The following is a 16,202-nucleotide window of genomic DNA, read 5'->3' as shown; positions in this document are numbered from 1 at the left end:
GATGGAGGTTTTCATGGAAGGATTGTTTTTTGCCATTGGATTTCTGCTGGGCGGTGTGGTCGGCGTGCTGATTATGTGCCTGCTTCAAATCAACCGCATCGGCAAAAAGGAGGATTCAGAAGAATGAGAAAACGCAACGTACACGTCCAGTTCTGGCTGGACAAAAAAGAGGCGGAAGCCTTTAACAAGAAAGTAAAACGCAGCGGCCTTTCCCGCGAGGCGTACCTGCGCCATCTGGTGAACGGCCTGGTTCCCCAGGACGCGCCGCCGCCCGCCTACTACGACTTTATGCGGGAGCTTCACCGGATTGGCGGCAACCTCAACCAGATCGCCCAGAAAGCCCATGTGCTGGGCGTCATTGATGAGCGCCGCTACGATGAGGAAATGCGGAAGTTTGACCAGCTCGTCCGGGACATCACCAAAGCGGTGATCCTTCCCCGCGCTATGGACACGAAGGGGTCCCCGCGAAGCCTGCTTCGTGGGGAGAAGGAGCACCCGCGCAGCGGTGAGCCTTTTGACGCTTGCGGCAAAAGCGGCAAGCGGAGCGCGGTGTGACGTGGCTACCACGTCTATCTGGCGGGTGAACGGCTGGCTGGGCAAGGTCCTCATCTATATCGAGAATCCAGATAAGACCGAAAATCCTGATTTCTTTGAAAAGCAGGATATGGATGGCAAGGAGGCCCAGGGCCTATCCGATGTGATCGAATATGCCGTCCAACAGCAAAAAACAGGCAAGGCGGTGGAAAGCGAAGGCGAAACGGTCATGCGGCAGTTTGTTTCCGGGGTGAATTGCAGCCCCTCTACTGCCCGCGATGAGATGATAGCGGTAAAAAAGCGTTTCGGAAAGGAGGACGGGACTGTGGCCTACCACGGCTATCAGAGCTTTGCCCCCGGCGAGGCCACGCCGGAGCTGGCCCATGAGATCGGCCTTGCCCTGGCAAAAAAGCTGTGGGGTGAAAAATACCAGGTGCTGGTGGCTACCCATCTGGACAGGGAAAATCATCTGCACAATCATTTTGTAGTGAACACGGTTTCCTTCGTGGACGGCATCAAGTACCATCGTACCGAGCAGGATTATTTCGATATGCAGCGGGAATCCGACCGGCTGTGCCGGGAGTATGGGCTTTCCGTCATTGAGAACCCCCAGCGGGGAAAATCCAAGCACTACGGGGAATGGCGGGCCGAGCAGGAAGGCCGCCCCACCTATCTCTCCCTTATCAAAGCCGATGTGGATACTGCCATCCGTCAGTCTATGACGGAACGGCAGTTTTTTTATCATCTGCGGCAGATGGGCTATGACGTCAAGGTGGGCAAGGATATTACGGTCCGCCCGCCGAATTACCCCCGTGGACGCAAGCTCATGCGTAACTTTGGCGAGGACTACTCGATGGAGAACATCCGCAGGCGGATTTTAGCCCAGCGCCGCCCCCAGCGGGAACACAGGCCGGAGCCGCTGCGGTGCAGGCTCCACGGGGATTTGAAACAGGCTAAAAAGGTGACGGGGTTCCGCGCCCTCTACTTCCACTACTGCTATCTGCTGGGGGTATTCCCCCAAAAGCAGAACCGCCCGCCCAGGCGGGTGCCTCATACACTGCGGGAAGATTTGATCCGGGCGCAGGAGCTTACCGACGAAGCCCGCCTTCTCTCCCGCCACCGCATTGACACCCTGGAGCAGCTTAACGCCTATCGGTCCGATGTGGAATCTCAGCTTGCCGGCCTGACGGAACAGCGGAAAAGCCTGTACCGGAAACTTCGCACCAAGGCAGTGCTGGCCGACCCTGCCAGGCAGGAGCATATCCGGGCTGAGATCTCCAAACTATCTGCGCAGATCAAGGAGCTGCGCCGGGAGGTGAAGCTGTGCGGGGATATTGCCCTGCGCTCCACTTCCATCAAGGATAAGATACAGGCCGCCCGTGAGGAAGTCTCCGGCAGGGATGAGAAAGCCCGCCAGGAGCCGGAGCAGGGCCGGGCGGCTCCCCCAGGAAGGAGATGATTTTCGATGTATAACTCAGGCGACGCGGCGGAGCAAGTGGTACGGATGAGCCTGGAGGGTGCTGAATTTGCCCTCAAGATCACCGGCTCTGCCGCTAAAAATCTGGCCGCCGCCCTTTACACGGTTTTGAAAGACCAGAAAAAGACCAAGGGCAAAGCCCGTATTGAGGCTATGCTGCGGGAAAAGCGCCCCTTAAAGGTTTACACCATCAAGAAGGAGGATTGCCCGGAGTTTGCCAAGCAAGCCAAGGGGTACGGGATTCTCTATGCGCCTATCCCGGTGAAGAAAGGCGACGATACCATCGACATTCTGGTGTTCGAGGATGACGCCGCCAGAGCCAACCGGATCGTGGAGAAGTTCAAGCTCACCGTTGTGGATACGGCTTCGATCAAGGAGGATATTGAGAAATCCCGCGAACAGCGCGGCAGCGAACCCGCCGCGCCGGAGCAGGCCATGCCGGCAAAGAGTGTGGACGACCAGCTTTTGGATGAGCTGATGGAAAAGCCCACCCAGAAAGAAAAAGCCCAGCCGGAAAATCCGGCAGCGGAGAAGAACGCCCCTTTTGCCCCAGCGGCGGAAAAATCCCCTCCGTCCGAGCCTATCTCCGAGAGCAGCAGCAAGTCCGCAAGGGGTACTTCTGATGGGGCCGAGAAGCCTTCCGTCCGGCAGGAGCTGCGGGACATCCAGGCCCAGCGGAAGAAGGAGGCGGAGGCTGCCAGGGCCGAGGAGCCGGCTGCACCCCAGAAGAAGGCGGCTCAGAAAACTACCCGGCACCAGCCGCCGAAACCCAAAAAGAAACCCAAATCGAAAGAGAGGTAATCTGTGATGAATAATTTTGACGATCTGTTTGAACAGCAGCCCCAGGCGGAGGCTGCGCCGCAAAAGCAGGAAAGCCAGAAAGAGCGCCCCAAGCGCCAGTGGTGGCAGGTCCGGGAGGAAAAACAGCGAAAAGAAGCCTATGCCACCTTGGACCGGATTTTTGGAGAGTTCTCCGAGGGTACGGGCAGTATGGAGGCATATCTGGATGTGCAGAGCCGTTTTCCCTTCCACTCTGCCCGCAATGCACTTCTGATTGGGGATAAATGCCCCGACGCGGTGCGTGTGGGCGGTTACAAAGAGTGGCACGCCCAGGGGGTCGAGATTTTGGAGGATGAGAAGCGTTTGCCCATCATCATTCTGGAGCCGGGCAAAGCATACCGGCGTGAGGATGGCAGCGTGGGCCAGAACTTTTACGCCAAGGAAGTCTATGATATTTCCCAGACTACGGCGAGGGATCAGGTTCATCCCCAGGTGAGCTACGATGACCGCCTGCTCTTAAAGGGCCTGATCGCCAGTTCCCCGGTTCCCATCCGGGCCGTGGAGGAACTGCCCCAGGGCCGAGGTGCCATGTTTTCTGCAGAGCAGAACGCCATCCTGGTGAAAAAAGGCATGGACGCGCCGGACATCTTCCGCTGTGTTTCTCTGGAGGTTGCCAATGTGCAGCTTGCCCAAAGCATGGATGGCTATTCCAGAGAGACAGATGGCTACAAAGCCTATGCGGTCAGCTATATGCTCTGCAAGCGGTATGGCGTGGACGCCAAAGAGTATGAGATTTCCAAACTGGACGGCGTATTTCAGGGGCAGGTCCCCAGGGAGGATATTCCTGCGGCCCTCACTGATATGCGGGACGCCTTCAAATCCCTCAATGGCCGTATGGCCAGGGCTATGGGCCTCACCCGCGACAGCAAGCAAAAAGACCAGGAACGGTAAAGGAGGTATGAGCGATGGAAAGACAGGAAAAAGTCGTCCTCACCCTGGACAGCTATGAACACGGCATTATGATCCGCGCCCTCAATGAGCTGCGCAACGATATGCTGGAGGAACAGCGCGACCCCGGCCCGGTGGAGGACGTTCTGCTGAAAACCATTGACGCCCCAGCCCAAAAAGACAAGAAAGCGAAGCGCCGGGATGAAGCCAGATAACAAGGCGGGCGGCCCCTGGCTCTATGCCCTGGGACTGGTCCCGGTGATCTGGTTCGCCCTGCTGATTGCGCCTGCCATTTCCGGGGGACTTTCGGAGATCGTAAACGCCCTGCCTGCGGCAATGAACCATCCATTCAAAATCGTGTGGTGCGAGGACAGTGTAAAAACTGTCCTCATTTTTATTGCCGCCTATGGGCTGGGCATTGGCATATATCTTTCATCCCGGCGCAATTACCGCAGAGGCGAAGAACACGGCTCCGCCAAATGGGGCGATCCGCGGGCTGTGAATAAGAAATACCGGGACAAGGACCCGTTCAAAAACCGCATTTTCACCCAGCACGTCCGCATGGGGCTGGATGGCCGGAAACACCGCCGCAACCTCAACACTTTGGTGGTGGGCGGCAGCGGCGCGGGCAAGAGCCGGTTCTACGCCAAAGTGAACATCTGCCAATGCAATACGTCCCTTTTTATTTTGGACTGTAAGGGGGAGCTGCTTCGTGACTGCGGCAGCCTGTTGGAACGGATGGGCTATGAGATCAAGGTGGTAGACCTTCTGAACATGGAGAAAAGTCACTGCTACAATCCCTTTGCCTATCTGAAATCCGACAATGATGTGCAGAAGATGGTGACGAACCTGTTCAAAGCCACCACCCCAAAAGGGAGCCAGTCCAACGACCCTTTCTGGGATACGGCGGCCAGTATGCTCCTCATGGCTTTAGTGTTTTACCTGTGGTACGAAGCGCCGGAGGACGAGAAGAATTTCCCCATGATTATGGAGATGCTCCGAGCCGGGGAGGTGCGGGAGGATGATGATTCCTACCAATCGCCGCTTGACGAACTGTTTGACCGGCTGGAAATGCGCTCCCCGGATCACATCGCTGTGAAGTATTACAAGGATTATCGTTCCGGCTCTGCCAAAACGCTGAAATCCATTCAAATCACCTTGGCGTCCCGCCTGGAAAAATTCAATCTTTCCTCGGTGGCGGCCCTCACCGCCACGGATGAACTGGACCTTTCCAGCCTGGGTGAGAAAAAAGTGGCGCTTTTTGCGCTGATCCCGGACAACGACGCCAGCTTCAATTTTTTGGTAAGCCTGCTGTATGCCAGCACCTTCCAAGAACTTTTTTATTCTGCCGACCGGGTACACGGCGGTAGCCTGCCCGTACCGGTGCATTTTCTCATGGATGAGTTCGCCAACGTGAGCTTGCCGGATGATTTCGACAAGCTGCTGGCCACCATGCGCTCCCGGAATATCAGCGTTTCTATCATCATCCAGAACATTGCCCAGCTCAAGGCGCTGTTTGAAAAGCAATGGGAATCCATCATCGGCAACTGCGATGAATTTCTGTACCTGGGCGGCAATGAAACGTCCACCCACAAGCTGATCTCCGAGAACTACCTGGGGAAAAGCACCCTCTGGCTGGACACCTACGGCAAGAGCACCGGGCATTCCGGCAGCTACTCCACCAACAACCAGATTACGGGCCGGGAGCTGATGACGCCCGATGAGGTCCGTATGCTGGACAACAACCTGGCCCTGCTCTTTATCCGTGGCGAAGCGCCGCTGATGGATGAAAAGTATGACCTCTTGAAACACCCCAACATCAAGTACACCACCGATGGCGGCGCGCCCGTCTATTCCCACGGCGGCACCGAAAACGCCGTGGCGGATATGACCATTGGCCGCCTCACCCCCGGCGACCTTGCCAATATCCAGGAGCCGGAAACCCTTTACGAACTTCTGTCCGATGAGGACATGGAGAATATCTTTCAATTTAAGGAGGACACCCAAAATGAAACTGTTTCATAAGGAAAGCAAGCAGAAGAAAGAAACCCGCAGCCTGCCCATGGGCAAAAAGAGCCGGAGCGCCTTTGCTGTTTATGCAGCCCTGGTGCTCATGCTGTGCTGCTGCACCACCACGGCCTTTGCCGCCAGCGACCCGTTGACTGTTATCAACAACCTCAGTGATTTCATCTTCGGCCTGATCCGCGCCGTGGGTATGATTTTGCTGGGCTTCGGCGTCGTGCAGATCGGCCTTTCTCTGAAAAGCCATGACCCCAGCCAGCGAGCCAATGGTTTTCTCACCCTGGCCGGTGGCGTTGTGATTACGTTTGCGAAGGAGATTTTGACCCTGATTACCGGCTGATTCTAATAACGGCAGTGTGGGGGCAGGCCCGTGGCGGCCTGCCCCTCACCGTTGCCGGAAAGGAGGTTGTTGAATGTCCGATAACTGGGTTGTTCAAAATTTGCAAAATGCCCTCGACACCTGGAACAAGTACCTGTCCGAGATCTGGCAGCTCATCACCCAAAGCCCGGAACAGTTTAAGGGTGGCTCCATCTGGGGCGTCATTGTCAACATCCACGACGCGGTGCGGGCCATTGGCCTTGCGCTTTTGGTGCTGTTCTTTGTAGTGGGCGTTATGCGCACCTGCGGTAGCTTTGCCGAGGTAAAGAAACCGGAGCACGCCTTAAAGCTGTTTATCCGGTTCGCCATTGCCAAAGGTGTCGTGACCTATGGGCTGGAGCTGATGATGGCCCTCTTTAATATCGTCCAGGGCCTTGTTTCCACCATTATGAACGCGGCGGGCTTCGGTTCGGCCCAACAGACTGTGTTGCCACAGGAAATCATTGACGCGGTGGAAAGCTGCGGCTTTTTCGAGAGCATCCCCCTCTGGGCGGTAACGCTCATCGGCGGGCTGTTCATTACAGTCCTCAGCTTCATTATGATAATGACCGTCTACGGGAGATTTTTTAAGCTCTATTTATATACGGCCATCGCCCCCGTCCCTCTCTCCACCTTCGCCGGGGAACCGACCCAAAACGTGGGCAAGAGCTTTATCAAGAGCTATGCCGCTGTTTGCCTGGAAGGGGCCATCATTGTGCTGGCCTGCATTATCTTTTCCCTATTTGCGGCGTCCCCGCCTGCCATTGACCCCAATGCGGCGGCAGTCACGCAGGTGTGGAGCTATATCGGGGAGCTGGTCTTTAATATGCTCGTCCTCGTGGGCGCGGTGAAAATGGCCGACCGCGTAGTGCGCGAGATGATGGGTTTGTAAAGGAGGAAGATTTTTGGAAGTCAAGATCAACCGGGAAATCCGCAACTACACCGAATCCATGTTTTTCGGGCTGAGTATGCGGCAGTTCATCTTTTCTGTTCTCGCCTGCGGCGTGGCCGTGGGCCTTTATTTTATCCTGCGCCCCTACTTCGGCGTGGAGACCCTGTCCTGGATGTGCATTTTGGGGGCAGCCCCCTTTGCCATGCTGGGGTTCATCACCTACCACGGCATGACGGCGGAACAATTCATCTGGGCGTGGCTGCGCTCGGAAATGCTGGAGCCGAAGGAGTTTAAGTTCGAGGACAGCAACTACTACTATGCGGCTCTGAAAGATACCATCGAAGGGCTGCAAACCGGGCGGCCCGTAAAGCGGCAGCCCAAAGAGCCGAAACACTTTAGCAAACGGAAGGAGGCAAAGCATGATTAAGACCATCAAAACCATGTCCAAGCAGGAAAAAGAACGCTACACCGTCCCCCGGAAGGTGCAGGATGTGATCCCCGTCCGCCGTATCTGGCCGGACGGCATTTTTCTTGTGGGGAATAAGTTCTCCAAAACCTATAAATTCAGCGACATCAACTATCTGGTGGCCAGCCGGGAGGACAAGGAATCCATGTTCCTCACCTACTCGGAGCTGCTCAATTCCCTGGATTCCGGCGCGGTGACAAAAATCACCATCAACAACCGCCGTATGAACAAGGCCAACTTTGAAACGTCCATCCTCATGCCCATGCAGGGGGATTTCCGGGATGAGTACCGTAAGGAGTACAACCAAATGCTGCTGGACAAGGCCACCGGAGCCAACGGCATTACCCAGGAGAAGTATATCACCATCTCCGTGGTGAAGAAGGACATCGAGGAGGCTCGCGCCTACTTTGCCCGCGTGGGGGCCGACCTGATTTCCCACTTTTCGGCCCTTGGCTCCAAGTGCGTGGAGCTGGACGCCACCGAGCGCCTGCGTATCCTGCACGATTTCTACCGCCAGGGCGAGGAATCCGAATTTGTTTTCAATGCCCGCGAGATGATGAAACGGGGCCACAGCTTTAAGGACTATATCTGCCCGGACGGGATCGAGAAAAACAGCGACTATCTGAAGCTGGGCGATAAGTTCTGCCGTGTGCTGTTCCTCAAAGACTACGCCTCTTATATTAAGGATAACATGGTGACTGAGCTGACGGATTTCAACCGCAATTTGATGTTCTCCATCGACATTGTGCCGGTGCCTACGGACGAAGCTGTGCGGGAGGTGGAAAACCGCCTGCTGGGTGTGGAAACCAACATCACCAACTGGCAGCACCGCCAGAATGCCAACAACAATTTCAGCGCCGTAGTTCCTTATGATATGGAGCTGCAGCGGAAAGAAAGCAAGGAGTTTTTGGACGACCTCACCACCCGCGACCAGCGGATGATGTTCGCGGTAATGACCCTGGCCATCACCGCAGATACCAAAGAACAGCTTGACAGCGACACCGAAGCCGTACTCTCCGTGGCTCGAAAGCATATGTGCCAGCTTGCGGTGCTCAAGTTCCAGCAGCTTGATGGCCTGAATACCGCCCTGCCCATCGGGGTGCGGAAAATCAATGCGTTTCGCACTCTTACTACGGAATCTCTGGCCGTGTTTATTCCCTTCAAGGTACAGGAAATCCAGGATAAAGGCGGCATTTACTTTGGAGAGAACGCCATTTCCCACAATCTCATTATGTGCAACAAGGCGAACCTTTTGAACCAGTCGGCCTTCCTGCTGGGCGTACCCGGTGCGGGTAAATCCTTCAGCGCCAAAGAACTGATCGCGTTTCTCATGCTCCACCCGGATTACGCCAATGATGACATCCTGATCTGCGACCCGGAGGGAGAATTTGGCGCACTCGTCAAAGCCCTGGGCCGAGAAAAAGCGACGGTGGCCCATCTGGTGGCAGGCGGCAAAGACCGCCTCAACGCCATGTATATGGTGGAGGGCTACGGCGAGCAAAACCCCATCGTGGAAAAGAGCCAGTTTGTCATGTCCCTCATCGAGCAGATCGACAAGCGCGGCGTGGGACCGCAGCATAAATCCATCATTGACCGCTGCACCGCCCTGGTGTACCCGGAGGCGGAGAAGATTGGGCGGGTGGCTACCCTCTGCGACCTGCGGAATAAGCTGCTGGAGCAGCCGGAGGACAAGGCCAAGGAGATTGCCCTTTCCCTGGAGCTTTACACCACCGGCTCCCTGGACATCTTTGGCCGGGAAAGCACAGTGGATTTGAACAAGCCCTATGTGGTGTTCGACATCCACGGCCTGGGCGAGCAGCTAAAGCCTGCCGGTTCCCTGGTCATCACCGATACCATCCTGAACCGCGTCACCCTCAACTGGAAACGGGGCAAGCGTACCCATGTGTTCATCGATGAGTTTCATGTGATGTTTGAAAATGAGCAAAGCGGCATTTTCTTTAATTCCGCATGGAGGCAGTTTAGAAAGCGCGGTGCTTATCCCACGGCCATCACCCAGAACGTGGAGTACCTTTTGGATTCCGTCCAGGCCAGCACCATGCTCTCCAACTCGGAGTTTATTGTCATGCTGAATCAGGCGGCGTCCGACCGGGCAAAGCTGGCGAAGCTCCTCAATATCTCCAATGAACAGATGAGCTACGTCACCAACGCAGACGCGGGCTGCGGCCTCATCCGGTATGGCAGCGCCCTGGTGCCTTTCATCAACCGGTTCCCCCGTGACACAAAGCTCTATGCTTTGATGACCACCAAGCCCGGTGAAGGTGTATTCGGCGGCGAGGAGGTGCCGGCATGAGCAATATCCGTTTTGCGTCCCCGGAACACCGGGATTTCTTTTTGGATATGATGAGCAAGGCGCGGCGGAACGACTGTTACCACCGGGCCTTTTTCTATGTGATGGGGATTGCCCCGGAAACGCGGGCCAACATCCGCCAGATGTTTGATTTCAAGCAGGATTGCATTGAACCGGATGGTATGCACGGCGGCTGGCAGACCAGCGGCACCGTCCGGGTGTGCCGCCTTGCTTTCAATCTCTGGAACGGCTACACCGACCCGGAGCACAGCAACGCCTATTCCCCGGAGGATTTGTTCTGCTGCGAGTTTGCACCTTACTTTATGGAGGGCGTGAAAATCCGTTACCCGGAATACTGCCGGGAGCTGCCCCCTGCAAAAAAGCAGGCGGAACCGGAGCGATGATACGTTTGAGAATGGAGGAATGAACAATGGCTGAACCAGCTCTTGCGCTGCGGGACCATCCGCAGATCATAGACCTGATTTCTGTTTTGGAACAGAGCGGGCTTCAAAAGCAGAAAGAAGAAGTGCAGGCCCTGGTGGGCTATATCGACGGTATGGAAGAAAAGCTGGCGCAGATGATGGACGAAATGAAAGAAATGCGTCTGGAGGTGGGCAAGCTCCACGACAAAGGAATCCGCGCCCGGTGCTCCCAGCTTGTGGACACTGTGGAGGGTAAAGTCCACCAGACCAAAGTGATGGTTTCCACGGCAAAAGAAAACCTCATTTCATCTGCAAAGCAGATGGTGCAGACTTTCCGAGAGAAAGGGCGCTCCGCCCTGTGCCATGCAGCACAGGCCCTGCGTATCCCCTCGGTTCTTTCCCGGATGGGGCGGGGCTTTGCCCATGCCGGCAAAGGCATGGAACAGTGTTCCGTAAGGCTGGACGCCATGCGGGAAGAATTGCACCAGGCGGGCGGTCACATCAAAAATGCCGGGCTTGCCCTTGCGGGGGAGGAACCCCAGGAAAGCAAGGAATTATCTGCGGATAAGGGTGTGCTTGCCAAGCTGCGGAGCTTTGTGCTGTACTGCGGCAAGGCATTTTCTGAGATGGATCGTGACACGGCGCTCACGGTGGAGCGAATCAATGGAGGGCGCTCATCGGTGAAAACCGAGCTGCAGGGGCTGAAATCGGCCCAGGCCGGGAAGCGCCGCCAAGCGGCCAGTAAAGAACAGGCACGATAAGTACAGGAGGGTGAAAATATGAGTGACAAAGTTAAAAACAGACTGATGATCGCGGGGGCGGCCTTTTGTGCCGCCCTTTTCCTTTTCTCCGGGGCTATGCTCTGCCGGGAATACCTGGACCAGAAGCAAAGCGCCGAAGCCTTTGATGAGGTGGCCGAGCTGGTCAAGGAAGATGTGGAGCTGCCCACGCTGGAGCTGGCCGATGACCCGGCCCAGGAGCCGAAAGAACTCACGGCCTTTGAGAAATATGCGGATGTGTACGCCCAGAACAGCGACCTGGTGGGCTGGATTTCCATTCCCGGCACCCGGATTGATTACCCTGTCATGCAGACCAAGGATAGCCCCAACTTCTATCTGAAGCACGCCTTTGATAAGTCGTACAGCAGCTATGGGGTGCCTTATATGCAGGAAAACTGCGACATCGGCATTTCCGACAATCTGGTGCTGTACGGCCATCACATGAACAACGGCAGTATGTTCTCAGATTTGTGCAAGTATGAGAGCGAGGATTTCTACCAGGAACACAAGACCATCCGCTTTGATACTCTGGACAGCTTTGGCGAATATGAAGTGGTTGCCGCCTTTAAGACGGTGGCCTACTCGGAATCTGGCTTTAAGTATTACCATTTCGTCCGAGCCGAGCAGGAAGAAGATTTTGACGAGTTTATCGAGGGGTGCAAGGAACTGGCCCTTTATGACACGGGCGTGAGTGCGGAATATGGCGACCAGCTCATCACCCTTTCCACCTGCGAGTATTCCCGGACCAACGGGCGGATGGTGGTTGTGGCCAAGCTGCTGGAGGAATAAGGGCGGCCCCGCCCAGGGAAGGAGGTGAAGCCCATGGGCAAGGGCATTAAAACAAGAGTGGCCGAAAAAGGCATTAAAGCGATTGATAAAGCGGCGGTTGCTTCTGAACGGATGAAGGAGGCGTATATCCGCACCAAGGATAAGGCCGAGCATGGGATGTATGCCGAGGAAAGTTCCCCTGGCGAGTATGCGTCCGACCGCCTTTCCGCTGGGGTGGATAACGTCACCCATGAAGCGTTCCACCAGTTTGATAAACAGGGCCGCAAGGGGGTTCAGACAACCAGGGAGAACATCTCCAAGGTTAAGGAGAAAATCCAAAAGCGGAAAGCCGCAGCCGAACAGCCGAAAAAACAAGCGGAGAAACAGGCGGCTCGGCAGGCTGGACAGCCTACCACACGCTGGAGCGGGCGTCAGGCGGCGGATACGGTTTCCGAGCCAGCCAAGGCGGTCCGTCAGGAGCGCGGGGCCATCAAGACTTTGGACCGCAGCAAGAAAGGCATTAAGACAGTGGACAGGAGCCGCAAGACCATCAAGCAGGCTTCTTCCACTGCCAAGGGGACGGTGAAAACCACTACTAAATCCATCAAAACGGCGGAAAAGACTGCCAAGGCCAGTATCAAGACCAGTCAGCAGGCGGCCAAAGCCGCCCAGCACACTGCCCAGGCCACGGCGCGGGCTGCCAGGGCTGCGGCTCACGCTGCCCGCATAGCGGCCCGGACTGCGGTGGTTGCGGCAAAGGCGGCAGTTAAGGCTACGGTTGCGGCGGTGAAAGCCATCATTGCGGCGACCAAGGCGCTGATTGCGGCCATCGCCGCTGGCGGTTGGATTGCTGTGCTGGTGATTATTGTGATCTGCCTCATCGGTATGATTATCGGCTCCTGTTTTGGTATTTTCTTTTCCGGCGAGGATTCCGGCACCGGGCAGACCATGCAGACTGCCGTACAGGAGATCAATACGGATTACCAGGAGAATCTGGATGAGATCAAGGCGTCCCACAGCTATGATGTGCTGGAGATGTCCGGTTCCCGCGCTGTGTGGAAAGAGGTTCTGGCGGTTTATGCTGTCAAAACCACCACCGACCCGGACAACGCCCAGGAAGTGGCCACCATGGATGATGAGAAGCTGGAGCTTTTGAAGGACATCTTTTGGCAGATGAATGAGATTTCATCCAGTACGTCCACCCAGACGGAAACAGTGATTGAAACATCCGATGATGGTAACGGCAATATCGTGGAAACGGAAGTAACCGTCACCCGCACCTATCTGTATATCACCGTCAGCCATAAGACCGCCGAGGAAATGGCAGACCAGTTCGGCTTTAACGAGGACCAGCGGGAACAGATGGCGGAGCTGCTGGCCGACGAGAACAATTCCCTTTGGTCCCAGGTGCTCTACGGCATTACCGGAGGAGATGGAGAAATCGTCACGGTGGCGCTCTCCCAGGTGGGGAACATCGGCGGCGAACCGTACTGGAGCTGGTATGGTTTTAGTAGCCGTGTGGAATGGTGCGCTTGTTTTGTGAGCTGGTGTGCTGACCAATGCGGCTATATTGAAGCCGGCGTTATCCCGATGTTTGCGGCCTGTGCGTCCCAGGGCGTTCCCTGGTTTCAGGAGCGTGGGCTATGGCAGGATAACAGCTATGAGCCGCGCCCCGGCGACATCATCTTTTTTGACTGGGATGATGGAGGCCAAGACGGGCAATCTGACCATGTGGGCATTGTGGAGAAAGTAGAGAATGGACGTGTCTACACCGTAGAAGGCAACTCTGGCGATTCTGTGCGTCAGAACAGCTACCCCATTGGGTACTATGAGATTTACGGGTACGGCACCCCGGCCTATTAACTTCCTCAAAAAAGAAAAGCCCAGCCGCGTAGTGCGGCTGGGTACATAACTTTGTATGGCCGTATGCGGCAACGCTATCTGAAGGAACACCGGCCCAGCCTTTACAGCAGCTTGATTTTGAGCGAAAAGCTGTACCCGCACCTGTTGGAGATTGATCGGGCGGCGCGTGAACGGATGGACGCCATGTTGCCCCGCATGATGGAGGCGGCGGGCGTCACCGAGGAACTGAAATCCCGTGACCCCATGCGCTGGGTGGGGCTGATGAACACGCTGAAAGCGCAGGCGGAGGAAATTGTTTTAGATGAGTTAATTATGGCTTAACAGCATCGAACAGGCGGATTTTTTCCGCCTGTTACATTATTTTCCGTTAGCATTAACAACCAAACATAGAAAGACCATCTTGACTATCTGATCTTTCTATGCTATATTTAGACCATCGGTTTAGACCGATGGTCTAAAACAAGAAGGAGGTGAGCCTATGGCCAAGATGATTGAAGGCGTAACGGAGAATATTCTCAAGTGTGCCAAAGAAGAATTTCTTGCCAATGGATACGAGAACGCTTCTTTGCGTAATATTGCCGAAAAAGCAGGCACAACGAAAAGCTCCTTGCTCTATCGGTATTCGGACAAGGAGGCGTTATACCACAGTATTGTCCAGCCTGTTGCTGATGGCTTTTGCGAGTTGTTACAAAAAACGCTGGCCGGGTTTGAGGCTTTAGAGCCGGAAGAACAAAAAGCACAAATCAATAGCTACTCCAATGGCAAATTTTCAAAGCTGATGGATTTTGTTTTCGCTCATCTTGATGAATTCAAAATCATGCTTCTCAGCGGCGAAACAAATTGCTATCAGGAGTTTATGCACAGAGTGGTTGCGATTGATATACAGACCACTTTGCAATATATTGAAAAGACTGGAAACGATGCGATTTCTTCTGGCCGGTTGACAATGGAATTGGCCCACCTGCTATCGAGCGCTTTTTATACGGGCCTTTTTGAAACCGTTATCCATGATATGACCAAAGAAGATGCTAAAAAGCACATACAAAGTATGAGCCGGTTCTTCAATGCCGGATGGAAAACGATTTTTGAAGGCGGGAAAGTAGGTGATGTCATGTGGCCGGATTAAAGCCGCCCGAATGATCTGCGTATAGGCGCTTTCACACAATCTTACAGCCGATGGTTTGATATGAGAATATTCAAAGCGTCGGCTACATTTTGACAAATAGGTTAGCAGCAACTAACAAACAAAGGAGGATATTTTATGGAAAACAATGTGCAAACCTCAAAAATTGGCGTGCGCGATCTTGTAAATGTCGCAATCTTCACGGTCATTTATTTTGTGATCTTCTATGTGTGTGCAATGACCGGCTTTGTTCCGGTGATGGCTGTTTTTTATCCTGTGCTGACAGCGATCATTGCAGGCATACCCTGCATCCTTTTCTACACGAAGGTAAAAACCTTCGGCCTTGTGACAATCATGGGTGTGCTTCTGGGCCTTATCTTTTTCCTGATGGGATATGGATACTACGCTCTGATTACCGGCATTGTCTTTGGCTTGCTGGCAGATGTCATTATGAAGGCTGGAAAATATAAAAGCTGGAAAGCGATGCTGGCAGGCTATGCAGTATTCAGTGTTTGGCAGGTCGGGACACAGCTCCCCATGTTTATCATGGGCGATGCTTATGTTGAAATGTATCGTGCCAGCCAGGGTGATGCCTTTGCAGATAGCCTCGCAGCCTTAGTGCAGGGCTATATGGTTCCAGTTGTCATTCTTGCAACTGCTGTCGGCGGTGTCATCGGCGCTTTGATTGGCCGCGCTGTCCTAAACAAGCATTTCAAACGGGCGGGAATTGCATAATGAGTGGTAAGGTATCAACGAATACGCAGCAAGCCGTTATCAATCTTGACCCAAGGACAAAACTATATACCTTAATGGTGTTCAGTCTTGTCATGGTTCCATCGTCTGAAAGCGAACTTGATACCATTTTGAAAATCGTGTTTGCAGGGCTGGCTTTCCTGATGTTGATAAACATCAGGAGGCCCGGCCTTGCCGCGGTTTATGCGGCGGCCTATTGTGCCGCTTATGGGGCAAATGGGCTACTGGCGTACATATCTGGAATGAGCCTTTTAGGTATTATCATTCGCTTGTTAGTCGAGGTGGTGCTTCGTATGATGCCCACCCTGTTTATCGCCATGAGTTTTTTACAGACAACAAAAGTCAGCGAGTTTGTGGCGGCGATGGAAAAAATGCACATTACCAGAAAAATCACAATCCCTTTCGCTGTGATATTTCGCTTCTTTCCTACGGTGGCGGACGAGTACCACAGTATTCAGGATGCAATGAAAATGCGCGGTATTGGAGTTAGTAAAGGGCCGATTGCCATGTTGGAATACAGGCTCGTACCGCTGATTGCTTCTGTTGTGCAAATTGGTGACGAACTATCCGCTGCCGCCGTTGCACGCGGCCTCGGCGTAGATACGGAAAGAAGTAATTATTGCAAAATAAAGATCAAAGGATTGGACATCCTTTTGATGGTTCTGTTAACTGCTGCACTTATTCTCTATTACTTGTTTTAAGGAGGGGC

19 protein-coding genes are annotated in these 16,202 nt (G+C 54.4%); all 19 read left to right on the top strand.

From position 1 onward, the window contains the following. Window positions 1–13: 13 nt before the first annotated feature. The 19 genes from BQ9859_RS06960 (at window position 14) to BQ9859_RS06870 (ending at window position 16,194) form a co-directional block, all read left to right on the top strand. Window positions 14–127, top strand: coding sequence for a DUF3789 domain-containing protein (locus BQ9859_RS06960; protein ID WP_075877504.1), 114 nt, complete (start codon window positions 14–16; stop codon window positions 125–127). Further along, entirely contained in the window at window positions 124–555 is a 432-nt protein-coding gene (locus BQ9859_RS06955; protein ID WP_015535519.1) for a plasmid mobilization protein, read from the top strand. The genes BQ9859_RS06960 and BQ9859_RS06955 overlap by 4 nt, the downstream gene beginning before the upstream one ends. A gap of 1 nt (window position 556) precedes the next feature. Then, the gene (locus tag BQ9859_RS06950; protein WP_075877503.1) at window positions 557–1,993 is read left to right on the top strand and encodes a relaxase/mobilization nuclease domain-containing protein; all 1,437 of its coding nucleotides are present in this window, start codon (window positions 557–559) and stop codon (window positions 1,991–1,993) included. Between the two features lie 6 nt (window positions 1,994–1,999). After that, window positions 2,000–2,812 (top strand): PcfB family protein, encoded by an 813-nt coding sequence (locus BQ9859_RS06945; RefSeq protein ID WP_075877502.1) that lies wholly within the window; start codon window positions 2,000–2,002, stop codon window positions 2,810–2,812. 6 nt (window positions 2,813–2,818) lie between these two features. Further along, on the top strand, window positions 2,819–3,742 hold the full coding sequence (locus BQ9859_RS06940; RefSeq protein ID WP_075877501.1) for a hypothetical protein: 924 nt from the start codon (window positions 2,819–2,821) through the stop codon (window positions 3,740–3,742). Between the two features lie 14 nt (window positions 3,743–3,756). Further along, on the top strand, window positions 3,757–3,954 hold the full coding sequence (locus BQ9859_RS06935; RefSeq protein WP_075877500.1) for a hypothetical protein: 198 nt from the start codon (window positions 3,757–3,759) through the stop codon (window positions 3,952–3,954). Beyond that, complete coding sequence (locus BQ9859_RS06930; RefSeq protein ID WP_075877499.1) at window positions 3,941–5,764, top strand: VirD4-like conjugal transfer protein, CD1115 family; 1,824 nt, start codon at window positions 3,941–3,943, stop codon at window positions 5,762–5,764. Before BQ9859_RS06935 ends, BQ9859_RS06930 begins: the two co-directional genes overlap by 14 nt. Next, the gene (locus BQ9859_RS06925; RefSeq protein WP_015535514.1) at window positions 5,748–6,101 is read left to right on the top strand and encodes a hypothetical protein; all 354 of its coding nucleotides are present in this window, start codon (window positions 5,748–5,750) and stop codon (window positions 6,099–6,101) included. Before BQ9859_RS06930 ends, BQ9859_RS06925 begins: the two co-directional genes overlap by 17 nt. 73 nt (window positions 6,102–6,174) lie before the next feature. Continuing rightward, window positions 6,175–7,011 (top strand): VirB6/TrbL-like conjugal transfer protein, CD1112 family, encoded by an 837-nt coding sequence (locus BQ9859_RS06920; RefSeq protein WP_075877498.1) that lies wholly within the window; start codon window positions 6,175–6,177, stop codon window positions 7,009–7,011. Window positions 7,012–7,024: 13 nt separating this feature from the next. Beyond that, window positions 7,025–7,438 carry a PrgI family protein gene (locus tag BQ9859_RS06915; protein ID WP_075877497.1) on the top strand — a complete coding sequence of 138 codons (414 nt, stop codon included), beginning with the start codon at window positions 7,025–7,027 and terminating at the stop codon, window positions 7,436–7,438. After that, window positions 7,431–9,788: a VirB4-like conjugal transfer ATPase, CD1110 family gene (locus BQ9859_RS06910; protein ID WP_075877496.1), complete on the top strand. Its 2,358-nt coding sequence runs from the start codon at window positions 7,431–7,433 to the stop codon at window positions 9,786–9,788. The genes BQ9859_RS06915 and BQ9859_RS06910 overlap by 8 nt, the downstream gene beginning before the upstream one ends. Then, on the top strand, window positions 9,785–10,189 hold the full coding sequence (locus BQ9859_RS06905) for a DUF6075 family protein (RefSeq protein ID WP_075877495.1): 405 nt from the start codon (window positions 9,785–9,787) through the stop codon (window positions 10,187–10,189). The genes BQ9859_RS06910 and BQ9859_RS06905 overlap by 4 nt, the downstream gene beginning before the upstream one ends. A gap of 26 nt (window positions 10,190–10,215) precedes the next feature. After that, on the top strand, window positions 10,216–10,968 hold the full coding sequence (locus BQ9859_RS06900) for a DUF6674 family protein (RefSeq protein WP_075877494.1): 753 nt from the start codon (window positions 10,216–10,218) through the stop codon (window positions 10,966–10,968). 18 nt (window positions 10,969–10,986) lie between these two features. Then, a complete protein-coding gene (gene srtB, locus BQ9859_RS06895) occupies window positions 10,987–11,775 on the top strand; it encodes a class B sortase (protein WP_075877493.1) in 789 nt (262 codons plus the stop codon). Between the two features lie 33 nt (window positions 11,776–11,808). Next, a complete protein-coding gene (locus BQ9859_RS06890; protein ID WP_075877492.1) occupies window positions 11,809–13,617 on the top strand; it encodes a CHAP domain-containing protein in 1,809 nt (602 codons plus the stop codon). A 51-nt stretch (window positions 13,618–13,668) separates the two neighbouring features. Next, window positions 13,669–13,938, top strand: coding sequence for a TnpV protein (locus BQ9859_RS06885; RefSeq protein WP_268874594.1), 270 nt, complete (start codon window positions 13,669–13,671; stop codon window positions 13,936–13,938). Window positions 13,939–14,095: 157 nt separating this feature from the next. Then, window positions 14,096–14,743, top strand: a complete 648-nt coding sequence (locus BQ9859_RS06880) for a TetR/AcrR family transcriptional regulator (protein WP_075877491.1) — start codon at window positions 14,096–14,098, stop codon at window positions 14,741–14,743. Window positions 14,744–14,878: 135 nt separating this feature from the next. Beyond that, window positions 14,879–15,475 carry an MptD family putative ECF transporter S component gene (locus BQ9859_RS06875; protein ID WP_075877490.1) on the top strand — a complete coding sequence of 199 codons (597 nt, stop codon included), beginning with the start codon at window positions 14,879–14,881 and terminating at the stop codon, window positions 15,473–15,475. After that, entirely contained in the window at window positions 15,475–16,194 is a 720-nt protein-coding gene (locus BQ9859_RS06870; protein ID WP_075877489.1) for an energy-coupling factor transporter transmembrane component T, read from the top strand. The genes BQ9859_RS06875 and BQ9859_RS06870 overlap by 1 nt, the downstream gene beginning before the upstream one ends. Window positions 16,195–16,202 lie beyond the last annotated feature (8 nt).

The organism is Merdibacter massiliensis (assembly GCF_900155395.1).
GTDB lineage: Bacteria > Bacillota_I > Bacilli_A > Erysipelotrichales > Erysipelotrichaceae > Merdibacter > Merdibacter massiliensis.
This window is presented reverse-complemented; position numbering and strand designations above follow the sequence as displayed.

Bases quoted from the DNA above. Each gene is read 5' to 3' on its own strand.
- BQ9859_RS06960 (WP_075877504.1), top strand. From the start codon at position 14: ATGGAAGGATTGTTTTTTGCCATTGGATTTCTGCTGGGCGGTGTGGTC.
- BQ9859_RS06875 (WP_075877490.1), top strand. From the start codon at position 14,879: ATGGAAAACAATGTGCAAACCTCAAAAATTGGCGTGCGCGATCTTGTA.
- BQ9859_RS06930 (WP_075877499.1), top strand. From the start codon at position 3,941: ATGAAGCCAGATAACAAGGCGGGCGGCCCCTGGCTCTATGCCCTGGGA.
- BQ9859_RS06900 (WP_075877494.1), top strand. From the start codon at position 10,216: ATGGCTGAACCAGCTCTTGCGCTGCGGGACCATCCGCAGATCATAGAC.
- BQ9859_RS06955 (WP_015535519.1), top strand. From the start codon at position 124: ATGAGAAAACGCAACGTACACGTCCAGTTCTGGCTGGACAAAAAAGAG.
- BQ9859_RS06870 (WP_075877489.1), top strand. From the start codon at position 15,475: ATGAGTGGTAAGGTATCAACGAATACGCAGCAAGCCGTTATCAATCTT.
- BQ9859_RS06880 (WP_075877491.1), top strand. From the start codon at position 14,096: ATGGCCAAGATGATTGAAGGCGTAACGGAGAATATTCTCAAGTGTGCC.
- BQ9859_RS06890 (WP_075877492.1), top strand. From the start codon at position 11,809: ATGGGCAAGGGCATTAAAACAAGAGTGGCCGAAAAAGGCATTAAAGCG.
- BQ9859_RS06945 (WP_075877502.1), top strand. From the start codon at position 2,000: ATGTATAACTCAGGCGACGCGGCGGAGCAAGTGGTACGGATGAGCCTG.
- BQ9859_RS06940 (WP_075877501.1), top strand. From the start codon at position 2,819: ATGAATAATTTTGACGATCTGTTTGAACAGCAGCCCCAGGCGGAGGCT.
- BQ9859_RS06920 (WP_075877498.1), top strand. From the start codon at position 6,175: ATGTCCGATAACTGGGTTGTTCAAAATTTGCAAAATGCCCTCGACACC.
- BQ9859_RS06935 (WP_075877500.1), top strand. From the start codon at position 3,757: ATGGAAAGACAGGAAAAAGTCGTCCTCACCCTGGACAGCTATGAACAC.
- BQ9859_RS06910 (WP_075877496.1), top strand. From the start codon at position 7,431: ATGATTAAGACCATCAAAACCATGTCCAAGCAGGAAAAAGAACGCTAC.
- BQ9859_RS06925 (WP_015535514.1), top strand. From the start codon at position 5,748: ATGAAACTGTTTCATAAGGAAAGCAAGCAGAAGAAAGAAACCCGCAGC.
- srtB (WP_075877493.1), top strand. From the start codon at position 10,987: ATGAGTGACAAAGTTAAAAACAGACTGATGATCGCGGGGGCGGCCTTT.
- BQ9859_RS06905 (WP_075877495.1), top strand. From the start codon at position 9,785: ATGAGCAATATCCGTTTTGCGTCCCCGGAACACCGGGATTTCTTTTTG.